We start from the raw sequence: 22,022 nt of genomic DNA, 5'->3' as shown, positions 1-22,022 counted from the left end.
ATATATTTTGGAAGTTTTATGTCTTTTTTTATCCCAAAACACTTTTCTTATCAGCTATCATTGCATTACGAATATAATGTGCTGAAATCATGACGCATGATTATATACTACTTTGTTTCACTTAAATTATATTATGATGATTAGAAAAACAAACCCAAACCCAACACTTGTAGTAAGTAATCTAAATACTATACAGTTGTTCACTTATTAAATTTAATTATGGCAATAATGAAAAACAAACGAGATTGGTTTTTCCTGTGTATATTGGCATTATTTTGTCTTATACCGGAAATAGCAGTCGCACAGAATCTTAATGTAGAAGGTTCTGTTACCGATGAAGTCAATGAGACACTCATTGGTGTATCCGTGCAGATAAAGGGTACCAATACAGGGACCATTACGAATTTTGAAGGGCACTACAAACTAGCAAATGTTCCCCAGGGTAGTACACTTGTATTTTCCTATATCGGATACCGGGAAATGGAAGTTAAAGTTACCAGTAGAACACTAAATGTTACGATGGAGCCCGATAATCAGCAACTGGAAGAAGTAGTTGTAATCGGCTACGGCCAGCAGCGTAAGGTAACGCTGACGGGTTCTGTCTCCAACGTGGGTGGTAAGGAGCTTCTCAAATCTCCAGCCGCATCACTTGGTAACGCCCTTGCGGGTAAGCTCCCAGGTCTCCAGTCGGTGCAGTACACCGGTGTTCCTGGTGCCGATGACCCTATCATCCGCATCCGTGGTATTGGTTCGTTAAACAGTGCCGAACCTCTTGTGCTTGTCGATGGTGTTGAGCGTGAGTTCAGCCAAATAGACCCGAACGAGGTGCAAGACATTTCTATTCTTAAGGATGCTTCCGCTACAGCTGTCTTTGGTGTACGTGGTGCCAACGGTGTTATTCTAGTTACAACTCGTCGCGGTGAGATAGGCAAGCCTACCATCACACTAACAGCTTCAGCAGGTCTTCAGCAGATTTCTAAGTTTCTTGAACCGGCAAACTCCTACGAGTATGCAACGGCTTACAATCATGCTCAGAAAGTGGAAGGAGTAGCCGAGGACGGATGGAAGTTCTCGAAGGAAGCTATACAGCACTGGAAGGACATGGATATGCCCACCGTTTATCCAAGCACCAACTGGTTCAAATACTTGATGGACGATCACGCATGGCAGGAACAATATAATATTAATGTGTCGGGTGGTACTGAACGTGCCCGCTATTTCGTTTCTGTTGGTATGCTCAATCAAGACGGTCTTTTCAAAACCTTCGACCAAGGTGATGACGCAAACTTCAAATACCGCCGTTACAACTTCCGTGCCAACCTCGATGTAGATCTCTCTAAGCTGGGTACGCTTGCTATCGGTATCGGTGGACGCATTGGCAGACGCAACTCTATCGGTAATGGTGAGTATAACGGTCAGTCGGGTCTCTTTGGTCTTGAGGGGCTTTTCAACAATGGTACGCCAATGTCAGGCTACGGTCTTGATAGTGAGGGACGTCGCATTGTTTCCGACCCTGACCTCGTTGGCGCAGTTGGCTCCGATGGTCTCGGTCTTATCTACCAGCACGGTTATACTGTTCAGCGTCAGAATGTTGTAAACCTTGACCTTCAGTACAAACTCAAGCTCGACTTTATCACCAAGGGTCTTGATTTCCGTATCAAGGGTTCCTACAACTCTGACTATACACTGCAGAAAGCACGTACTACTGGCGGTGGCATCAGCTACAAGGCCACTATCGCTAATGGTGAATACATGGAAGACGGTTCTCCAAAGATTGTTTATGTTCGTCAGGGTGACTCATGGCCTCTTGGCTATAAGGAGGACAAATGGGGCGGTAGAAACTGGTATGCAGAGGCGAGTCTCAACTATGCCCGTAAGTTCGGTGCCCATAATTTCGGTGCGCTCGTTCTTTATAATGAATCTAAAAACTACTATCCTGGCGGTGTCTACAATTCTATCCCCCGTGGTTATGTAGGTATGGTAGGTCGTATCACCTACGACTATCATACTAAGTATATGATAGACCTTAACATGGGGTATAATGGCTCAGAAAACTTCGCTAAAGGTAAGCGTTTTGGCACTTTCCCTTCTGTTTCTATTGGCTGGATAGCCTCTTCTGAAAAATTCTGGGAGCCTATCCGTAACGTGGTTCCCTATTTCAAACTTCGTGGTTCTATCGGTAAGGTAGGTAATGATCAGGGTGTGGGCCGATTCCTCTATCTGCCCGGTACCTGGCAGTTCTACACCAACAACGGTGGTGCCTGGTGGACCAACGACCGTACAGGTAACTTCGGTACCAACAACAATACATTCATGCCTGGCGCACGCGAATCCAGCAACGGTAACCCCGATGTTACTTGGGAAACAGCCACCAAGCAGAACTATGGTGCCGATGTACACTTCTTTGGAGATCGTTTGAGTCTCGGTGTCGACTTCTTCTGGGAAGACCGCAAGAACATCCTCATTTCCAACCAAACAAGCATTGCAGGTATTTCCGCTCTCAAACCCAACTCAGTCAACTTCGGCCGTGTCAAGAACCATGGTTATGAAGTTACCCTACGCTGGGCCGACCAGATAGGTAAAGTGAACTACTCGATATCTCCTACATTTGCTTTCGCACGCAACAAGGTTGTGGAAATGGCAGAAGTGAAGAAGGAATTCCCACACATGTACCACACCGGTCATCCTGTAGGTCAGCCTTTCGGCTACGACTTCTTTGAATTCTATGTTCCTGGTGAAACCGAACAGCGCTACAAGGAAGTTTACGGTGTCGATATGCCAGACCAGCAGATTACATTGCGTCCTGGTGACAGCGTATTTGTTGACCTCACAGGTGATGGTAAGGTGGATGCTAATGATGTACATGCTATCGGCTACAGCGATATTCCTGAGTATACTGGTAGCATTAACGCAACGCTCAACTGGAAAGGTCTCGACTTCTCCATGACTTGGGTAGGTGCCACCAACGTCAACCGCCAGCTCAGTACTTTCTATACTCCAGCCTTCGGTACAGGTAACCAGTCAATGCTCAACAAATGGGTATATGACAATTCCTGGACCGAGGATAAACCCGGTGCCACCCTGCCACGTATCTCTCTTGAGAAATCGGCACGCGAGCATAACGGTTCACTTTCAGACCCATGGATGGTCGATGCATCATACATCCGTCTGAAGACCCTTGAGATTGGTTATTCGTTCCGCATACCCGGTGTGCCCATCAACAATATCCGTGTTTATGCCAATGGTTATAACCTACTTACTTTCACGAGCTTCAAGGCCAATGACCCAGAGGCACAAGCCGGCTTTGGTAGCACACGTTATCCAATGACCCGTGTTTACAACCTCGGTATCAACTTAAACTTTTAAAATTCAAGACAATGAATCTTATAGAGAAAATAAAAACTGCTACTATTATATGTGTAGCTGGTATCATGATAGGGATGGGAGCGCTGATTTCCTGTGTCGATGATATCAACGTCGGAAGTGGCTTCCTCGACAAGCAGCCGGGTGTCGATGTGACTGTAGACTCCATCTTTGTCAAAGGAGAGAATGCAAAGCGTTTCCTCTGGCACATGTACGGTGCTATGCACAACCCTTTCACCTATACAGGTGCAGTATGGTATTCTCACCCCGATGCCCTTACCGATATTTGCCAGTCGTACTGCGGATGGCACAATCTCGGAAAGTACTACGGTGGTGACCTTACCGAGACCGACCAGGATAACGGCGGTCTTGTCAAGTTCCCTTTCATCGCCAACGGTGACGGCAGTGCCCGTGCAGGCATCTGGCGTACCATCCGTGAGGGTTGGATTTTCATCGAGAACATCGATCGCGTTCCCGACTTGAGCGAATCAGAGAAGAGCCAGCTGCGTGGTGAGGTGTACGTCATCATGGCATCGCGCTATCTCGATGCTTTCCGCAACTTCGGAGGTCTTCCAAAAGTTGAGGGCTCACTCGTGGCTAGTGATGTTGTAGATGGCAAGCGCATGAGCGTAATCGAGACAGCAGAGTTCATCGACGAGCTTATTCAGGGCGCCATCGACGAACCGGGTCTTCCTTTCTTTGTGCAGGATCAGGCAACCAACTCTGGACGTCTGACCAAAGGCTCAGCCTATGGTCTGCGTGTAAGGCTGTGGAACTTCGTGGCTTCACCTCTGTTTAACAGTGACAAATCTTATCTTGAATTCACTCGAAACGAGGAGAATCAGGATCTCAATCAGGTATGGGTTGGCGGTTACAAGCCCGAACTTTGGCAGAAAGCATTGACGGCTTGTGAAGATTTCTTCCAAGCCAATAGCGCCAACGGCAACTATTTCGCTCTTGTACAGTCCACTGGTGACAGTGAGCAAGACTATTGCAACGCTTTCCGTGCCGCCTACTGGTTCCGTGGCAACAGCGAGAAGGTGATTGAAATTCATGCTGGTTCGGGTTCAAACGCTTGGAATGGTGACTGGAACATACAAGGTATGGATGAGTTCGGTATGGCTCTCTTCACCCTCGAATATATGGAAATGTTTGGTATGGCAAACGGTCGTAACTTCCCTTACAACGATGTGTTCAATACCGATAACCCCAACAATGTAGACATCTTTGCCAATCGCGATCCACGTCTCTACGAAACAATGGTGGTGAATCGCAACAATCTTGTCGAGCAATATCAGGGGCTTTCGAGCACCGAGATGTGGCAAGGTGGCAATGTTGACCAGACCTTCACTCCTCAGGTTACCGACAATCCATGGTCAACCCGTATGAAACTGTTCAAGTATCTCCGCGATAACGGCTATGCAGCATACTATCCGACCAACTTTGCTTATCTGCGTATGGCCGATATTCACCTTTGCTACGCTGAGGCACTCGCACAAACAGGCAATCTGTCGAAAGCTTGCGACGAAATGAATAAAGTACGCGCACGCGTAGGTCTTGGCAAGATAGAGGTCATGAACCCAGAGCTCAACCTAACCACCAATAAGGACAACTTCATAGAGCAACTCCTGAGGGAGCGTGCTTGTGAGTTCGGTTATGAAGACTCGCGCTGGTATGACCTCATCCGCTACAAGAGATCCGACATATTTAAGAAACAGGTACACCAACTGCGTGTATGGCGCAAGGATGCCAACGGCAACAAGATGAATCCTGCCGACTACAATGGCAACACGAGTCTCGAACCTGGTGACCCTTGGCCGAACTGTATCTATGAGAAGATACCTTGTACCAACAATACCCGCGTATGGTGGAATACTGACAGCCAGACGAGCAAGTGGACCGACAAATGGTATCTCGCGCCTATTTCACGTGATGAGATCAACAAGGGCTATGGTCTGAACCAAAACCCAGGTTGGTAATCCAGATTTTAAAAATCAATAAGACTTATAAAATATGAATATAAATAGAATGTTGATGCTTGCGACTGCTGTTGTCTCTCTCACGGCAAATGCGCAGGTAAAACTCGACGATAAGAATGCAAATGCCTATGATTTGGGTTACGGCGTGGAAATAAGCAATTTCCTCAGCACCGCTTCGGCAACCACAATCACAGGTGAAGAATTGCAGCAGACTTCGGCAACTAACCTTGCCCAGGCTCTCTATGGACGTCTGCCAGGTCTAACGGCTCTATCGCAAGGCGGCTTCTCGGGCGACGAAAATAAGGGCGCCTCATTTAATATTCGTGGCTATCACACGCTTAACGATAAAAATATTCTCATCCTCGTCGATGGCTACGAGCGTCCCATCGACCGCCTCAGTGTAGAGGAAGTAGAGAGCGTTACCATCCTCAAGGATGCTGCTGCTACGGTACTTCTTGGCCATGAGGGTATCAATGGTGCTATACTTGTGAAGACAAAGCGTGGCGTTGAAGGCAAAACACACATCAAGGTGAACTACAGCCATAAGTTCCAGTTCGATCCTGAATTCGCAGACATGGTAGACGGTTACGGATATGCCAATGCTTTCAACCATGCCCGTCGCAACGACGGACTCTCTGCCGCATACACCGAGCAGGAACTTAACCTCTTCAAAGACGGTTCGGCCCCGTACTTCTATCCTAATGTGAACTGGCGCGACCTTACTTTCAAGAACAGTGCCGAGGAAGACCATGCATACGTTTCGGTGTACGGAGGTACGAACAAGGTGAAGTACTACACCCATATTGATTATACCGATGTGCGTGGTGCTTTCAAGGACACCAAGCTGCCAGACTACAATACGCAGTTACGCCAGTCGAAGGCCAATATCCGTGGCAACCTCGACTTCAACATCACCAACACAACTCTTATGTCGGTGAACCTCTTCGGTATGTTCCAGGAAACCAAGCGACCTTCCGACATCGATGCTGACAATGCTACAGCTGCTATCTACAACCTGCCGGCAAATGCTTTTCCCTACAAGACCTCAACAGGTATCTGGGGTGGTAACGAGGCATACGGTGATGCCAACCCCGTTGCCAAGATTCAGGAGTCTGGTTTCTACAAGACCCATCAACGTCAGCTGTGGGTAGATGGCAAGCTATCTCAAAAACTCGACTTCCTGCTCAATGGTCTGAGTGTATTTGTCAGTGCCGGCTATGCCAACTCGGCGATTTACGCGGAAAATTCGCACAAGGCACACCAGTATGGCTACGAGCGTTACACCGGTGCCATTGGCGACAAGAACAACGTAGCTCTGAACACATTCGGTAACAAGGAGACGAACCTCACCTTCGGCAACTGGAATGCTGGCCAATGGTGGAAAGCAAAGGCCAGTGTAGGTATCAACTACAAACGTTCGTTCTTCGAACACGACCACTTCAATGCTAGCGTTATTTACGACAACAGTGGTGTGAGTACTGATGGACGTGGAAACACCTACTATCGTCAGAACATCATGGGAGTCTTCCACTACGATTTTCAGAACCGCTACGTTGCCGACCTTGTGCTAGCAGGTAACGGCTCCAGCCGTACCTATCCTTCAAAGTGGGCATTCTCACCCACACTGTCGCTTGGCTGGATTTACGCTAACAACAACGAGGGTCTGCTCAATTACGGTAAGCTGCGTGCATCAGCCGGCATCCAGCATACCGACTATATGCCTACCTATGGCATGTGGCTTCCCACATGGGATACAACACACGGTTATGTGGTTATTGGTAACAACTACAGTGCTACATGGGGAGCATCGCTTGGCGCTTTCCCAACTACCAATTTCTCGCAAGAGAAATCTACAAGTTTCAACCTTGGTACTGACCTTCGTCTGGCAAATGCTCTTGATATCTCAGTTGATGCTTTCTACCAGCTTCGCAGCCATATCATGCTCTCTGCAAACGATGAGAATTCATCGGTGGTTGGTATACAGTCGTCATACAACGATGTTGGCGAAGTTAAGAGTTACGGTTTTGAGGTAAGTGGCAAGTATGTGAAGAAAATCACTTCCGACCTCAATCTCAACTTGGGTGCCAACTTGTCGTGGGCACGCAATGAGGTGAGCAAGTATATCGGCACACCGACCTATCCGCTGAGCGACCCTGTAGGCCGCCGTGTAAACGAGGCATGGGGACTCAAGTCGGCAGGCTTTTTCAAAGATCAGGCCGACATCAACTCTAGCTACCGTCAGGAATACTCTACTGTAAGCCCTGGTGACATCAAATACCAAGACCTCAACGGTGACCAGGTAATCAACGAGTTCGATGTTACCAGTCTCGGTGGTGCTACTGACATTCCTGAGCTCAACTACGCCTTCAATGTTGGTGTAGAATACAAAGGCTTCGGTCTAAACGCATGGTTCCAGGGCACTGGCAACTACATGAAGCTTCTTCCAACGGCAATATGGGGTGGCATGGCCGATAATGGTAACCTTTCAGTGGATTACTACAACAACTGCTGGGATGTGGCTGGAAACAACGCTCTCTACCCACGTCTGACAACTCAGGACAACAGCAACAACAAACAGAAAAGCAATGTATGGTACAAGCCTGTTCACTTCTTGAAGATGCGCAACATCGAGGTTTACTATAAAGTTCCTGCAAGGGTGCTCTCGAAGTTCTCTCTTTCCGCAGCCAAGGTGTTTGTTCAGGGCGAGAACCTTCTTTCCTTCGACAACGTCGACGCTATGGATGCTGAGGTACTTTCTACGGCATATCCCATGTTCAAGGGTGTCAACATAGGTGTTACATTAAATTTCTAATAAAAGATACATTTATGAACAAGATAAAATATACTCTTTTAGGTATGGCGGCAGCGGTCTTTGTAGGCTGCGCCGACCTGGATTACAACGAAGCTTCGAATCGTGACGAGGACTGGACCTACAACAGCCCCCTCAATGGTGTCAAGGCTCTCGTGTACGATGTCTACGCACAAATGCCGAGCGAATTCAAGGACAATTCCTACGATAATGGTGCCCTGATAGCCAGTGCCACAGACGAGGCTGAGTTTGCACTTTCCTTCTCACCCATTCACAAGTATTACAACGGTGGTTGGACTCCTTCGGTTCCTTTCTCGATCACATGGGACAGGTCATACCGTGCCATCACTCAGGTACACATGTACCTTGAGCGCATCCACAGGATAGACCTATCGGATTATGAATATGATCCCAACTACCAGACCATGGTGCAACAGTTTGAGATATTCCCTAACGAGTTACGTTTCCTTCGTGCCTATTTCTACTTCGAGTTGGTACGTGCCTACGGCGATGTGCCTTTGGTGACCACAACCCTCACCAATGAGCAGGCCAACAGCGTGGAACGCACTCCAGCCAAGGATGTGTTCAAGTTCATCATCAACGAATTGGATGCCGTGGCCGAATATCTGCCCGTGTCGTATAATGACATTCCCGGTCAGGAAATTGGTCGTGCCACCCGTGGTGCTGCCCTTGCACTGAAGGCACGCGTACTTCTTTATCAGGCTTCACCCTTGTTTAATACAGAAAACAACAAGGAACTTTGGAAAGAGGCCGCTGCTGCCAGCAAGGTCATCATCGATAATGCACAGCGCTGGGGTTACAAACTCAGTGAGTATGCCAACCTATGGGGGCACGATACATTCACCAATCCTGAATTTATCTTCGTTCTTGGCACCGAGGCAAGCAACGACTTCGAGAAGTACAATTATCCTGTGGGTGTGGAGAACGGTAACTCAGGCAACTGCCCTACACAGGCACTAGTGGACGCATACGAATATCAGGCCGACGGCAAGACATTCAAAGAGAAACATCCCGGAAATGTTGATGTGACTACTGAGAATCCATATAATGGCCTCGACCCACGTTTCGAACTCACTGTAGTGAAGAACGGTGATCTTTGGCCATCTAACACAGCTCAGCAGATTGCCATTGAGACGTATCAGGGCGGCTTCAACGGTGCTCCTAAGTACGGCGCAACTCCCACGGGCTACTACTTGAAGAAGTTTGTGGACGGCAGCTGTGTTACCACAGCCAACAACCAGACTACAACACGCCACAACTGGATTGTGATGCGTCTGGCCGAGGTTTACCTCAATTATGCAGAGGCTATGTACAACTACTACGGCAATGCTGACGAACAGGGCGATTTTGGCATGTCGGCCAACAAGGCTATCAATCTGCTTCGTAACCGTCCTGACATTATGATGCCTGAATTCCAAGGAAACAATGGTTTCGAAGAGCGCTACATACGTGAGCGCATGGTAGAGCTTGCTTTCGAAGGTCAGCGCTTCTGGGATGTGCGTCGCTGGAAGAAGGGTGCCGAGTTCTTCAAGAATGTTGAAGTGGCAGACTTCAAACTGGATGGAAACGGCAACTTGATGCTCAATCGAGTTACTAAGGCTCGCCAGTGGGACGAGAAGTACAACCTGTACCCGATTCCGCAATCTGAAATTAAGAAGAACGGCAATCTGAAGCAGAACCCCAATTGGTAAAACAGATTCAACGAAATTTCAAACGAATAAGATTTATGAAAAAACATATTATATATCTTTTGGTCTCAGGATTCGCATTGCTGTCGAACATGGCACTGACCTCATGCAGCGATGATGATGTGGCGGATGCCAACGATGTGCTTGCGGTGAAGTCCGTCCTGCCTACAAAAGTTATGGAAGGACAGGTTATCACCATCACTGGTACAGGTCTTGAAAAGGCCACTTCCGTTGTGTTCCCTGGCAATGTCTCTGTGAACAACATTGCCAAAGTAGGCAATGGCTATATCTCTGTAATAACTCCTGCCGGCGTTTCTGCAAAGGGAGGAACAGTAACAATAGAGGCCGACGGTGAATCGGCAGAGTCGGTCATGACGCTGACTGTCGGCAAGCCCGAGCCTTTGCGCGTGGCACCTCTTGACAAGGAAATAAAAATCAACGAATGTGTGGAGGTGTACGGCAACGACCTCGAATTTATCACCAAAGCTTATTTCCCCGGTGAAGACGGCGAGGACATTGTTGTATATGCAAGCGACTTTAAGCGCAAAGCTACCGGTTCTCTCCACATCTATTCGCCAATGGGTATAAAAGCCGGACCTGCCCAAGTTGTACTCGAAGACTGCAGCAGTAAGAAGTATACTCTGCCAGAGGTAACGCTGTCTGACGAGGTTGCAGGTGGCGGCGGGGAAACCGGAGGTGAAGGATACGCTCCGATTTGGAAAGGCGATGTCTACATCTACGATTGGGCTAACTGGCAGTATCTGACATCAGACCAACTGAGCCTTGAAGGTATTCCGGTTCGCGAAGGTCTTATGATTCGTCTTACCTTCGATAATCCCGATGGTGCCAGCGTATGCGTATGCGATGCCAATTGGGGGGCGCCCGATGTTGACGGGGAAGGCAACAACACCGTGTGGCTTGCCGCAGGTACTACCGAACTCGAATTCCCCATATCGCAGGGTATGGCAGAAACTCTGGAAGCCGGCGGCGGCATCATTGTCGGCGGTGGTAACTACACACTGAAGAAGATTGAGCTGTTCCGCGAGTATCCTACACTTTGGGCGGGCGAATACACCACCGGCTGGTGGTGGTATCTTCCGGCGTCTGAACTCGACCTCTCGGCAATAACGCCAGAAGCCGGACAAACTATTAAGTTCACGTTCACTCACCATGATGCCCCTCAGACTTTCTGTCTGTGCGATGGTTGGTGGGGTGCTCCTTTCATCCGCGATGGCGGTGAAAGTGGTAACAACATCACTCTTGCTGCTGGTGAGGACTTCCTGGAATTCGAAATCTCGGAAGGTATGGCGGCAACAATGAATGGCACTGAAACAGCTCTCATCATTGGCGGTGACATAACAATCACCAAGATTCAGATTAAGACAGATTAAGCTCTATAGGTTTTAAGGTATTAGATTGATTTTGGAGAAGAGGGTGGTCATTGGTTTGGCTACCCTCTTTTATAAAGAAAAGAGACATTTTATTTGAAAATTTAAAAGTAATTCCTATCTTTGCACCCGCAATTCGGGGTGTAGCTCAGCCCGGTTAGAGTACTCGTCTGGGGGGCGAGTGGTCGCTGGTTCGAATCCAGTCACCCCGACTGGTTAATTAACAGCCATTTACGATAAAAAGTAGATGGCTGTTTTCTTTTTCGTCCAATTGCCCTTTGTTCGCAAATTCGACTGCCTCCTCTACCTCACTTTACCTCCTTTACCTATTTGACGAAGCTGCAAATATAACTGGTAATCAAAAACTTACAGTACCAACGTTTTTTTACCTGTGAGAAAAAAGTATCTTGCCTGTGGTACAAAAGTATCACAGGCAAGATACAAAAGTACCACAAGTAAGATACAAAAGTATCACAGGGAAGATACAAAAGTATCTTAGGGAAGAGTATTTATTGATTGTTTAACCTACGTAATTTAGCGTTTCAACACCAATCTGAGTTGAACCAAAAAGAGTTCACAAGCAATTACCCCTGGGGTAAAATTTGAATAACCCCAGTGAAGCGAAGCGAAGCGACTGGGTGGGAATAGACTCAATCTCATCAACGCCGAAGGTGTTGAATGTCCAATTGAACCCTTATCGGGTTCCCATGCAAGTGAGTGATTTATCTACCCCCAGTCGCTTCGCTTCACTGGGTTATTCAAATTGAATCCCAAAGGGATTCCTGAGATGTATACGCTTTTAAAAGGGAGGAGTCCGTACACCTAAAGGGCAACCTAAAAGCACACCTAAAGGGCAACCTTAAGGTATACCTAAAGGGCAACCAAAGCCTTTATATATAAGAACGCGCAATAAACGAAAACAAAAACTAAAACAAAAACTATATAATAACTCTAGTGAGTTATTAAACACACACTCTGATGTAAAAAAATGGAAAGATAAAATCGTGATCAGTTTATCCTAGTAGGACCAAGCCTTTATCCCGGTAGGAAAAACCATTTGTCCCGGTAGGATGAAGCGTTTATCCCGGTAGGAGAAAACGTTTATCCCGGTAGGATGAAAATGATAGGCAATAAGGCCGTTTGAAACATTACAACACAACGAAACTTTAAGTAGTTAATGTACAGCGAGATATAAAATAAATGAAAAATTATCTCGCAAAAATGATCAATATCTTCCAAAATAAGAATTTCATGGATACGCTTTATTCACAGTGCTGTACTTTTGCATTGTGATCAGCGTTCTTTGAAATACTTATAAATACTCAGCCTCTTCCTATTTACCCACATAATAATCCCCAGCAGGAATAATAAAATATAAAACTCAGGTTCCGACATTCGGCTTGTTTCACTTCCATTATCCAGATCAGATGTTTTTTCGCCTCTTAAAACCTGGTCTTGTTTGCGTTTAAGAGCAGCTTGTTGTGCTTCGTTTTCTACAACCATGTAAGAAGTGAGTGGATTCATTATGCCCGATGCAAAACCCATTTCCAGAAGCTGACGCCAACCCTTCCGCGAAGTTTCGGGATGTAACAACTGACTTAGATGATAACCTTGCATCAACAAACCTGTTTCCCAGTTTTTGGCAACCTGTGGCATTGAGCCTGTTTTCAACACATCTGTTATAATAATATCAGGTTCATTATTATTCCGTAGATATACTGTTTTTCCCTGTTTTGTTTTGTAGGTAAGAACAGAATTGGCTGGCGGAAATCTTCTAATAGAATCGCATGCCTGAGAATAAGTGTTTTCAACCAACGAATAGGGTAACATTTCATCATAGGCATTTACAACATACATAAAATCACTTTCGGGATACAGGAAACGGAAATCGGAGTAATTCTGATCCATTACACTGTTGTAAATTTTGTTTGTAAATACTATGATTACAGGGAAAGTATTGTTGGTATTGCTTTCGGTCATGATTTGTTTTAGTGCCCTATCTAAAAAGAAACCACCTTGTGGAAGTTTATTCTGATACGTTTGTCGCCAATCGCTACTCCATGAGTAAGATTGGACATAGGTATCAACCAAGGTTACTTTGGCCTCTACTGGTAATTTGTTAGCTAATTGCTCTGCATTTGCAATAAAGCGTTCTTTGCAATCATCGCTTCCAGCAGATGCATCGAAGATAAAATGAAAATACGGACTACGTGTTGTTACATCCAAGTTCTTTTTTACAGCTGCCGGAACATACAATATGCTTCCATCGGCTATTTCAATAACACGGGTTGTTTCATTACTGTTATCGGCATTGCCCAACTGCAATGTATATTCATCCAATTGCAATTCAAAAGGTTCTTTGTGCATAAATTCAATGCCGGTTCTTCTTACTTCATTGCGGGCAAAAGGAAATACTTTGAAAGTAATACGGTTGCCGGTGTTATAATGCAAAATACCCGGATCTTTGTTCTCATTCCTTATTTGCGAATACACCCACATAGCGGTTTTTTTCTCGGATAGTATTCCCGGTTCTTTTTTGTCGCCCACATAGAGATAGTAATCGCTTATCCAACAACCATCGGGCATTTTAAATTCGGTAGCAAACTCTTTCTCACCCCATTCGTTATAATTGGTAATCTCAATATCAACAGTACTTATCCACGATTGGGTTTCGCTATCGTAACGGCTGGAAGATAGAGCATTGGAAATTTCAACATTAGAGTCTCCTTTGGCTTTTTTATCCTCCTTAACCAAAAAGGTTTCGTCGTAATAAGTTTTTTCTCCAAAGAAAATATAATTCATATCCCGGAGTTTATTATTAGAAATGGTAAGATTATCTAATACAATCCAGTTATACCAAGAGGTGATATAAGGTATATAATGGGAAACAAACAGAAAGCTATCGTTGTTTTTTTGTTCTTTTACTGTGTTCAATGTTTTGTGTAGCGACTTTTTATTCAGGTTATAATTGACTGAATAATCGGGTTCGTATACATATTGCAGTGCTTCATGAAGCACCTTTCTGTCATAAACAAAGGTAGCAGTAACAATTACCGGAATCACCAGAAATGCCAATGCACCCACTGCTATTAGCTTTATTTGCGAATGATAGCGTTTAAGAAAACCAAAGTCGGTATACAATCCATTGGTATGGATAAGAAACAACAATAAAGGAGCCAACATAAGAAATCCTGCTCCAACCAGTAAAATGGCAAAAATAGATAGAGGGAGGTATGGCAGAAATACAAAGAAGAAATAAACAGTATACGAGAAAGTTATACAGCGTAAAACGTACAGTGTAAACCGATATGTTTTGTCTGCCTTATTGGGAGCACATACCAGTAACCCATTTACTATGGTTAATACATAAAACCAGATATTGGTGAAATCGCCAAAAACGCCACCGTTTCCGTAAGAAAAAAAATAGTTGTTAATCCATAGACCTAACAGAGGTAAAACAAAAGCTATAGGTATTTTCCAAACCAACTCGTACTTTCTCCATTTCTTGGCTTTCTTTGATAGAATAATGTATATACCCCGGCAAAGAAAGAATAAGAATAACAAGGTACAGATTATAAAACCAATTACCACAAACTGCTTGGATAGAAAATCCAGTTCCCACATTGGGAGTAAAATAACAAAGAATACATAAACAACAACAGGAATCATTACCATATAAGCAAAGCTAACCCAAGCAGGTTGTTTCTCTGGTTGTTTGGTTAATACGCTTACCAGTAACAATACATTATAGGCCAAGGTAGGCATCAGGAATGTACATGCATAAATAATAATATTCCCCGAGAACATCCATTGAGGAATTGTGAACGGAACAATATCATTTATATTAAACGCGTATATATACATCCAGGCTACATGAAGTGCAAGAGAGATTCCGGCATAGATTCCGGAAACATCTTTTTTTCTTGCAACAAGAACTGCGGCATACGATAAACCGGCAAGGGTTAATGCTCCCAGTGATATACTGAATACAAACCAGTAAAAGATATTATCTTCTTCCAACATTGTTTTAATAATGCTGTACTCCTGATAGAAGATATAAAACAGAATACATACAGGTATTGTGTTGAGTACAACAATCCATTTAGGATTAAACAGGTTTTTCATGGGAAGAAGTTTTTTTAGTGAATAATGCATTAGTCAGCATATATATTAGTATCAGGAAAAACAGATAAACAAACATGCCCTCGGCAACATGCAACCATTCGGGAACGGGCAAGCCAAAATTATGTATTTGTTTATTTATTAGTATAGCTAATAATATGCGTGATGTATTTACCAGTAATGTTATTATATACGAACAAAGTAATACCGGAACTATTGTGAGATAATGCAGATACCTTCTTTGAGAAGGGTAACCGGCAATTACAATACTTATGAGTGCAAAGCAGATACAAAGAAAATTAAGTCCTGAGCAAGATTTATTTATGATAATGTTGAGGTCGGCAAAGTAATACCCTTCACTACTGATCAAAGCATTCTCGCCCGAAACAATCTCTACCATTAGCGTAAGAGGGGCAAGCATAAATTCCGGCTGATTGTCTGGCACACCTCTATACCACAGCTTGAGTGTTATAATGAGTATTGCTACAAGAATAACATAATAAAAGTTGAGTCGCTTCATAAAATCTAATGTGCCAATGTGCTAATATGCCAATGTGCCAATAATAAGAATGCGCTAATTTAGAAATTATTATTTAATTGAGATAATTATCGGCACATTATCGCTGGAACTGAAGGAACTGAAGTATCTTAGCTATAACTCCTAAGGAGCAAAGCTCCTGATAACTCCCTTTAACTCCTTCCATTCTTGAACATGAATAACTCAGGATAAATTACCCAAAACCGATTTGATATAAAACTCTAATGAGCAAAGCTTATCGGCACAATCTGCTGCATTGGAGTTGCCTGTATGATAGAGAGTGAGTGATTGCTTAAAAGCATCGGATAATCTGTATCCTTCTACCATTTGTAGTTCCTTTAGCCCCTGCTGTATGGTTGTTAACTTATCAAGAACTACCGGCTGAGTGTTTTTAAATCCGGCAAAAGCAATATCCGACAATAACAGTTCCAATTCATTAAAAAGCTTTTCTATTATCATAATGTTCAAGAATTAATATAGAAATTATCCACTCCACTATCATCAATCACACTTATGGGGATGAAAGTGCTTTTGCGTCTCAAACAAACCATAAACCGGTTTTTGGGTGCTGTTGCATGTCCTTTCAGCTCCAGGTACTTAATAGCGGGTTTACTAAATTGATTGTATTCTATTTCGCCGGATGTTTCATCGTCGCCATTCTCCATAGTGAAATGAAGTTTCTGTTCTGTATGATTAAAAGATACATCTCTCAGAAAACTAAAGGGTATTAAAACAAGTTTGGGAGGCGTTTTTTTGCTGAAGTAAGTCCAGGCTTGTTCCGTATCCGATTCGAGTTCAAACAATTGTGCAGCAGGCAGGTTTTGATAATACTCACGGTTTACCTGCCCTGTTATGTCGCATTGAGTTTGGCTGGATGATGAAAGACGGTTTTGCCTGTTCAACTTGAAATTCCGTAAAGTAAAGGTTGATTGCGAAATTGCTGATAAGGAAATTCCGTTTGCCCAATGTGTGTTTTGATAATACAATCGTTCGATATTATCCATATCTGCCAGCTTCTCTGTTTGCTCATAGAAATCGGCCATGCTGATTGTAAAGGTACAGATGCTCTTTTTTTCGTGATAGTATACGTATGCAGTAAGTCCGAAATAGCCCGAGCGGGTTTGCCAGGGCGACACGCCCAAACCAGAGAATGTGCCAACAGGGGTGGTATAGTAATCGGAACGGGTACCTTCGATTAACTGGCTGATCAATTTGGAATCTTTGGAGTTTTCGATTATAAGCCGCATGGTATTATGCAAACGGGTTAATGTATCGAAAGTGGTAAGATGATCAAAACCTACATGTTTATTCATCATATTCTCAATATCCACAGATAACGACCTGAACATACGGGCCAGATTACCAATGCCATTGGTTTCCATCCTGATGGAATATTGTATGGCAGATTCTACATCCGTTTCGCCACTGGTTATTAGTCCTTTATCCAGCAACCGGATTACAAAGTTATCTGCTTCTTTCAGCAAAACAACGGTTTCATCGGTAACTAACGAGAAGTTGTTTTCGTCATTGTCGGCTTTTAATTCTCCCCTGCTGCTCAGATAAGAAAGGATGGCTATTAATTTGTGTTTGCACAAGCCTTTTTCACCACATTTGCAAACGGCATGCTTCACACTGTCTTGCTTTGGGAAGTACACTGTTATACTTTCTGTATTCAGGGTTGCTTCGAGCATATCGTGCTCTACAAAATCGGCCGACCAACCATCCTGAACCAGTCGAAGCGAATCTTCGAAAATCTTTTTTCCGGCTTGTTTGCGCAGTGCTGCAATATCTACCTCCTTTAGATCCTTCCAATCATTTAGTTGAGAGTTGAGAGTTGAGAGTTGAGAGTTCTGATCTGAATAACTCTCAACTCTCAACTCTCCACTCTCAACTCCGGGTTCTCCACTCTCAACTGATTTTGCGTAGGCATCAACGGCAATAATACCCATTAGTATGTGTTTGCAAACTGTTTTCGACGGACAGTTACAGGTGCTTTCGGCTACGTTGGGTTGTAAGGTAACGGTTGCATCATCCCAAATAACTTCCAGCTTATCTCCATTGGGGTTGATTTCGATTTTAGTTACCGTTTCAATATCTTTCAGTGCACGTTTATAAAGTCCCTTATTGGCCAGCGTTACTAAAAAAGACTCTGAGGCGAAAGGGGTATATTGACTGGCCTGAGCGTGGCAGTCTGTATTTGCTATAATATTATCTTTCCAATCCATTCGGCTAATTCCTCTGGTGTTATTGCTGCTACTTCGGCTCCCATTCCTGCGATGGTTTTTGCAGCGCGTTTATCGTAACAAGGTGTACTTGAATAATCCAGCGCCGGTAGTACAAACAAGCGGCTTCCGGCTTCTATTATATCTTTGCAGGAACCATACATATAGTTGTAGTTGTTTCCATCGTATAAATCGCTCACCAATACAACAATTGTTTTTTGGGGAGCGGTGATAATTTTCTTACCATACTCTAATGCTTTATGAATATCGGTTCCTCCACCAAGCTGAACTTTCATAAGTGTGGCAACCGGATCATCAATATGGTCACTAAGGTCTACCACAGAAGTATCGAATATTACAAGTTTAACCGACAAGAAAGGCATTTTGGCAAATATAGATGCCATTACAGCTGTGTAGATTACAGAGTCCATCATACTACCACTTTCATCGACAAGGATTACCACGTGCCAGGGGTTATACCGGCGTACATTTAAATTAAAGTAAAGCCGTTCGGGGATAATGGTTCCATATTCGTGGCTGTAGTTCTTCAGGTTCTTTTTAATGGTTTGTTTGAAATCGAAGTTCCTGAATATTTTGTAAGGCGAGTTAGACATGGGCAGTTTTCTACCGTAGAAGGTTCGCTTTACTTGTACTTCGAGTCTCTTTTGCAGTTCTTTGATAACTTCTTCTACAATGCTGTATGCCAGTTTCTTCACATTGTTGGGCATCATATCCCTGAAAGAAAGGATATTCTTCAGCAGGCTCATGTTAGGTTCAAGCTGCCTGAGCACCGATTCGTCGGTCAACAACTGTGTGAGGTTATATTTGTCGAGGGCTTGTTTCTGCATTACCTCTACAGTTTTCTTGGGGAAGAGTCTTTTTACCCGCCTTAACCATCCGGGCACTGTTAGCATAGAACCCTCGCGACCTCCTTTATTGGGGTTTTGATCGCGCATACCGTGTTCACTTCCGTATTCACGGTTGTAGAGGAAGTATAAGGCACCATCCAATTCCCGGTCTTCGGGATTAAGCGGAAGATTATCTTCGGCAAAATCACCAAGGATGAGGCGCCAACGGTTTACTATTTGTTGATTGTCACTCATTCAAAGTATTTATTTCAAATTTTAGCAATTTACATCAAGGCCAACGGCCTTTGCTCAATAGCGTAGGGCAAAGCCCTACGTAATGGGGGCAATTCAAAATGCCTGAATAAATGCGTTGACCCCGTTGGGGTCGCAATGTTTACCCATATCATTACGTAGGGCTTTGCCCTACGCTATTGTATTGAGGCCGTTGGCCTCTGTCCTTACGGTAACTCGTAACTTGTAACTCATTACTCATAACTCATTACTCATAACTCATTACTATATATTCCATAGTTTTAAAGCCTCTCCTACTAACGAATCGAGCAGGATTCCTTGTTTAACCTGTTCTTGTGATACAATTACACTTCCTGCCAATTCTTCATCGGACACATTGTGATAATCGGCAATCTCCCGGCTTAATCTGTTCAGTTCCAAGGGTAAGAAGCTAGTGAAAGCATATCGCAAATTAGGAAGAATGCCAAGAAACTTCTCATTATCGACTGCATCAATAACCTTATCAAGGGCTTCCAGAATTCGGCGGTCGGTAAAAAGAATATCGCGTGCAATCAGGAATAATCCGCATATAAATGACGCAGCTTGTTCGGGCTCGTTGATACTACTTGTTAGGTAAGCGGTTATCTGATTGCAGAACATTTCCTGTTGAATATATCCTTGTTTATACCTTATAGCCAAACAAGTGCCAAAGAAACGGCTATTACTGAAACTATCGTCAACAACATCTTTTACTGCTCTTGTAAAATATTCCAGATCAAGGGTTGTTGCCGGATCAAGGGTGAAGCCATATAAATTACGCATCTGTTCGCATACCTCCTGTTCTTCGGCTTCGGTTACTTGCTTCATCAAGAAAACAAGTGTTGTTGCACCTTGAAAAGCCATACGGAACAGTTCGGGAATAAGCGGATGAACTTCTCCATCCATAAGCTGTTGCATATTGGCCAGATAGCGTAAGTTTGCCAAGAATTTACATAAGGTTATGAAGTTCTTTTCCTGACGGATAACGTCCTGTATTGTTTCTTCGTATGCATTATAGAACCCTTCAACTCCCATTACTTGTACAGAGATAAGAAGCTTACTAAGTTCTTCGGCCGTCATGTTATCTTTAAATTCTTTCTCTATCATTGAAGCACATATCTGCGACAAACTGGCTCCATAAACAGATAAGTCAATCAAGCGGGTTTCCACCTGTGTGCTGAAACGGCATATCCAGGTTTCGCGCACCAGGTTTTTATCCGTACGATTTACATAGTCGGGCCCGGATTGAAGGGAGCAGAAACCTGTATTCAAGAAAGTTAGTTGATGCAGAAAGCGGCTTTTCCGGTAATGTGCCGGATTCTTTATAATATCGAGAGTTACTTCTTGTCGTTCAACATTAGATAATTTAAGGCGATGCAGTGCACACAGTGCTCTGAACTCAAGAACAACAGGCGGAATAAATTCGTTGGCTGCCACCTTTCCGGCTCCCATACCCGATAATAGACGAAGCAGAAAGTCTATCTCGAAGGTAGAAGTTGCACTGATATCCCCTTTTACGAAACTGCTTTTTACTCCATCCAGAAGTTCGTATACTCCGGCGGCAGGTTTGTTTCTCAGCATTGCCAGAGAACGGGCCATATTGAGTGCGTTAATCTCGTCGGGTATGGAAATAGCTTGAGTTTTACGGGCAAACCGTGCTGTTTTAATAATATAATCGAGTATGGTTGTATCGTAGGGCTCTTTTTGCTTCCCTAGCTTCTGCCAAACAGATTGATAAAAGGCAGGAAAAGGCATTCCGGCAGCATACCCGCTTTTACTGTCGGCTTCCTTAAATGTATAAGGCATAAGGTAAGCTGCAACATGATCGGGATTGCAAGGTTTGAGTTTTACCTCTTCGCCGGATTTTACAAATTCCATTAACCCTTTTATATGATATGCCCCTGCAATTACCAAAATTCGTTTATATTCCCCAAGCGACTGACGAATTTCGGTTGCCATGTGCATTTCTCGTTTAAGGTCTTCCCGGTGAGATAATTCTGTTTCGGGAGTGGCCATTCGCATAAAATAGCCTAGAAAGAATACATTCCGTACGAAGGCCTCGGTTGTTTTTTCTTCGGCTCCGAGTTCATAACGGCTTTCCCAAAATTCGGAAAAACTGCGACAGCCAGAGCGGGCGGCAATCATGGCAGTGTAACTATTAACTTCGTATTCTTTGTTTTCGTTATAGTAGAACTGAGTTTCCGGTTGCTCGTATTCTTTGTTGATTAGTTGTACAGCATAGGGCAGATCGATAAACCGTACGGGGATATTTTTTTCGTAACCTTTACGGATGGCAACTAATTCGGGAGAGTATTCCAGAAAAGGATAATAGGCACGGTATTTTTCTTTCTCTTCGTTTATTTTTCCGTCTTTATCGTCATAACTGTAGTAGATGCAGAAAGGCGGTTCGGATTCTGTATTGCCTATGTACGGCATAAGGTGTGGGGAGTCCGAAGGCCCTTCAATGAGTAAAAGGTCGGGGTTCCAGGTTTCAATGGTACGTTGCAAATGTAGCGCACAGGCGGGCGAGTGATGTCGAACGGGGAAATACATCACTTGCTCGTTTGCAGAGAAACTTTTTTGGAAGAGGGTTTCTATTTCGGGGAGGTTCATTTTTAGTATGGTTTTGTTTAAATTGTGTTGACCCCGTTGGGGTCACGGTGCTGTTTGTTCGTTACGTAGGGCTTTGCCCTACGCTATGTGCGCCCCGCATGAGCAGCGCGCACTTGCGTGCAAGCTATTAAAAAGCCGCAAATATACAAATGATTTGTGTT

11 protein-coding genes and 1 tRNA gene are annotated in these 22,022 nt (G+C 44.2%); 6 read left to right on the top strand and 6 right to left on the bottom strand.

Annotated elements, in window-relative coordinates:
- Window positions 1–228 precede the first annotated feature (228 nt).
- From D0T85_RS03195 to D0T85_RS03165, 6 genes are all read left to right on the top strand, one after another.
- The gene (locus D0T85_RS03195) at window positions 229–3,366 is read left to right on the top strand and encodes a TonB-dependent receptor (RefSeq protein WP_239060631.1); all 3,138 of its coding nucleotides are present in this window, start codon (window positions 229–231) and stop codon (window positions 3,364–3,366) included.
- Window positions 3,367–3,377: 11 nt separating this feature from the next.
- Window positions 3,378–5,342 (top strand): RagB/SusD family nutrient uptake outer membrane protein, encoded by a 1,965-nt coding sequence (locus D0T85_RS03190; protein WP_163210187.1) that lies wholly within the window; start codon window positions 3,378–3,380, stop codon window positions 5,340–5,342.
- Window positions 5,343–5,376: 34 nt separating this feature from the next.
- Window positions 5,377–8,154 carry a SusC/RagA family TonB-linked outer membrane protein gene (locus D0T85_RS03185; RefSeq protein ID WP_163210185.1) on the top strand — a complete coding sequence of 926 codons (2,778 nt, stop codon included), beginning with the start codon at window positions 5,377–5,379 and terminating at the stop codon, window positions 8,152–8,154.
- 14 nt (window positions 8,155–8,168) lie between these two features.
- Window positions 8,169–9,863, top strand: coding sequence for a RagB/SusD family nutrient uptake outer membrane protein (locus tag D0T85_RS03180; RefSeq protein WP_163210183.1), 1,695 nt, complete (start codon window positions 8,169–8,171; stop codon window positions 9,861–9,863).
- 35 nt (window positions 9,864–9,898) lie between these two features.
- Window positions 9,899–11,251 carry an IPT/TIG domain-containing protein gene (locus D0T85_RS03175; protein ID WP_239060630.1) on the top strand — a complete coding sequence of 451 codons (1,353 nt, stop codon included), beginning with the start codon at window positions 9,899–9,901 and terminating at the stop codon, window positions 11,249–11,251.
- A 134-nt stretch (window positions 11,252–11,385) separates the two neighbouring features.
- A tRNA-Pro gene (locus tag D0T85_RS03165) sits at window positions 11,386–11,460 on the top strand.
- 1,081 nt (window positions 11,461–12,541) lie between these two features.
- On the opposite strand, the gene D0T85_RS03160 is transcribed toward D0T85_RS03165, so the two are convergent.
- From D0T85_RS03160 to D0T85_RS03135, 6 genes are all read right to left on the bottom strand, one after another.
- Window positions 12,542–15,373 carry an MSEP-CTERM sorting domain-containing protein gene (locus tag D0T85_RS03160; protein WP_163210181.1) on the bottom strand — a complete coding sequence of 944 codons (2,832 nt, stop codon included), beginning with the start codon at window positions 15,371–15,373 and terminating at the stop codon, window positions 12,542–12,544.
- On the bottom strand, window positions 15,357–15,890 hold the full coding sequence (xrtK, locus tag D0T85_RS03155; RefSeq protein WP_163210179.1) for an exosortase K: 534 nt from the start codon (window positions 15,888–15,890) through the stop codon (window positions 15,357–15,359). The genes D0T85_RS03160 and xrtK overlap by 17 nt, the downstream gene beginning before the upstream one ends.
- A 201-nt stretch (window positions 15,891–16,091) precedes the next feature.
- Entirely contained in the window at window positions 16,092–16,367 is a 276-nt protein-coding gene (locus D0T85_RS03150) for a hypothetical protein (protein ID WP_163210177.1), read from the bottom strand.
- A 5-nt stretch (window positions 16,368–16,372) separates the two neighbouring features.
- Window positions 16,373–18,133, bottom strand: coding sequence for an SWIM zinc finger family protein (locus D0T85_RS03145; protein WP_163210175.1), 1,761 nt, complete (start codon window positions 18,131–18,133; stop codon window positions 16,373–16,375).
- Window positions 18,109–19,233 (bottom strand): VWA domain-containing protein, encoded by a 1,125-nt coding sequence (locus D0T85_RS03140; RefSeq protein ID WP_163210173.1) that lies wholly within the window; start codon window positions 19,231–19,233, stop codon window positions 18,109–18,111. Before D0T85_RS03140 ends, D0T85_RS03145 begins: the two co-directional genes overlap by 25 nt.
- A gap of 261 nt (window positions 19,234–19,494) precedes the next feature.
- Window positions 19,495–21,861, bottom strand: a complete 2,367-nt coding sequence (locus tag D0T85_RS03135; protein ID WP_163210171.1) for a DUF5682 family protein — start codon at window positions 21,859–21,861, stop codon at window positions 19,495–19,497.
- Between the last annotated feature and the right edge of the window lie 161 nt (window positions 21,862–22,022).

The sequence above is a fragment of the Bacteroides sp. 519 genome, assembly GCF_010500955.1.
Lineage (GTDB): Bacteria > Bacteroidota > Bacteroidia > Bacteroidales > Bacteroidaceae > Bacteroides.
This window is presented reverse-complemented; position numbering and strand designations above follow the sequence as displayed.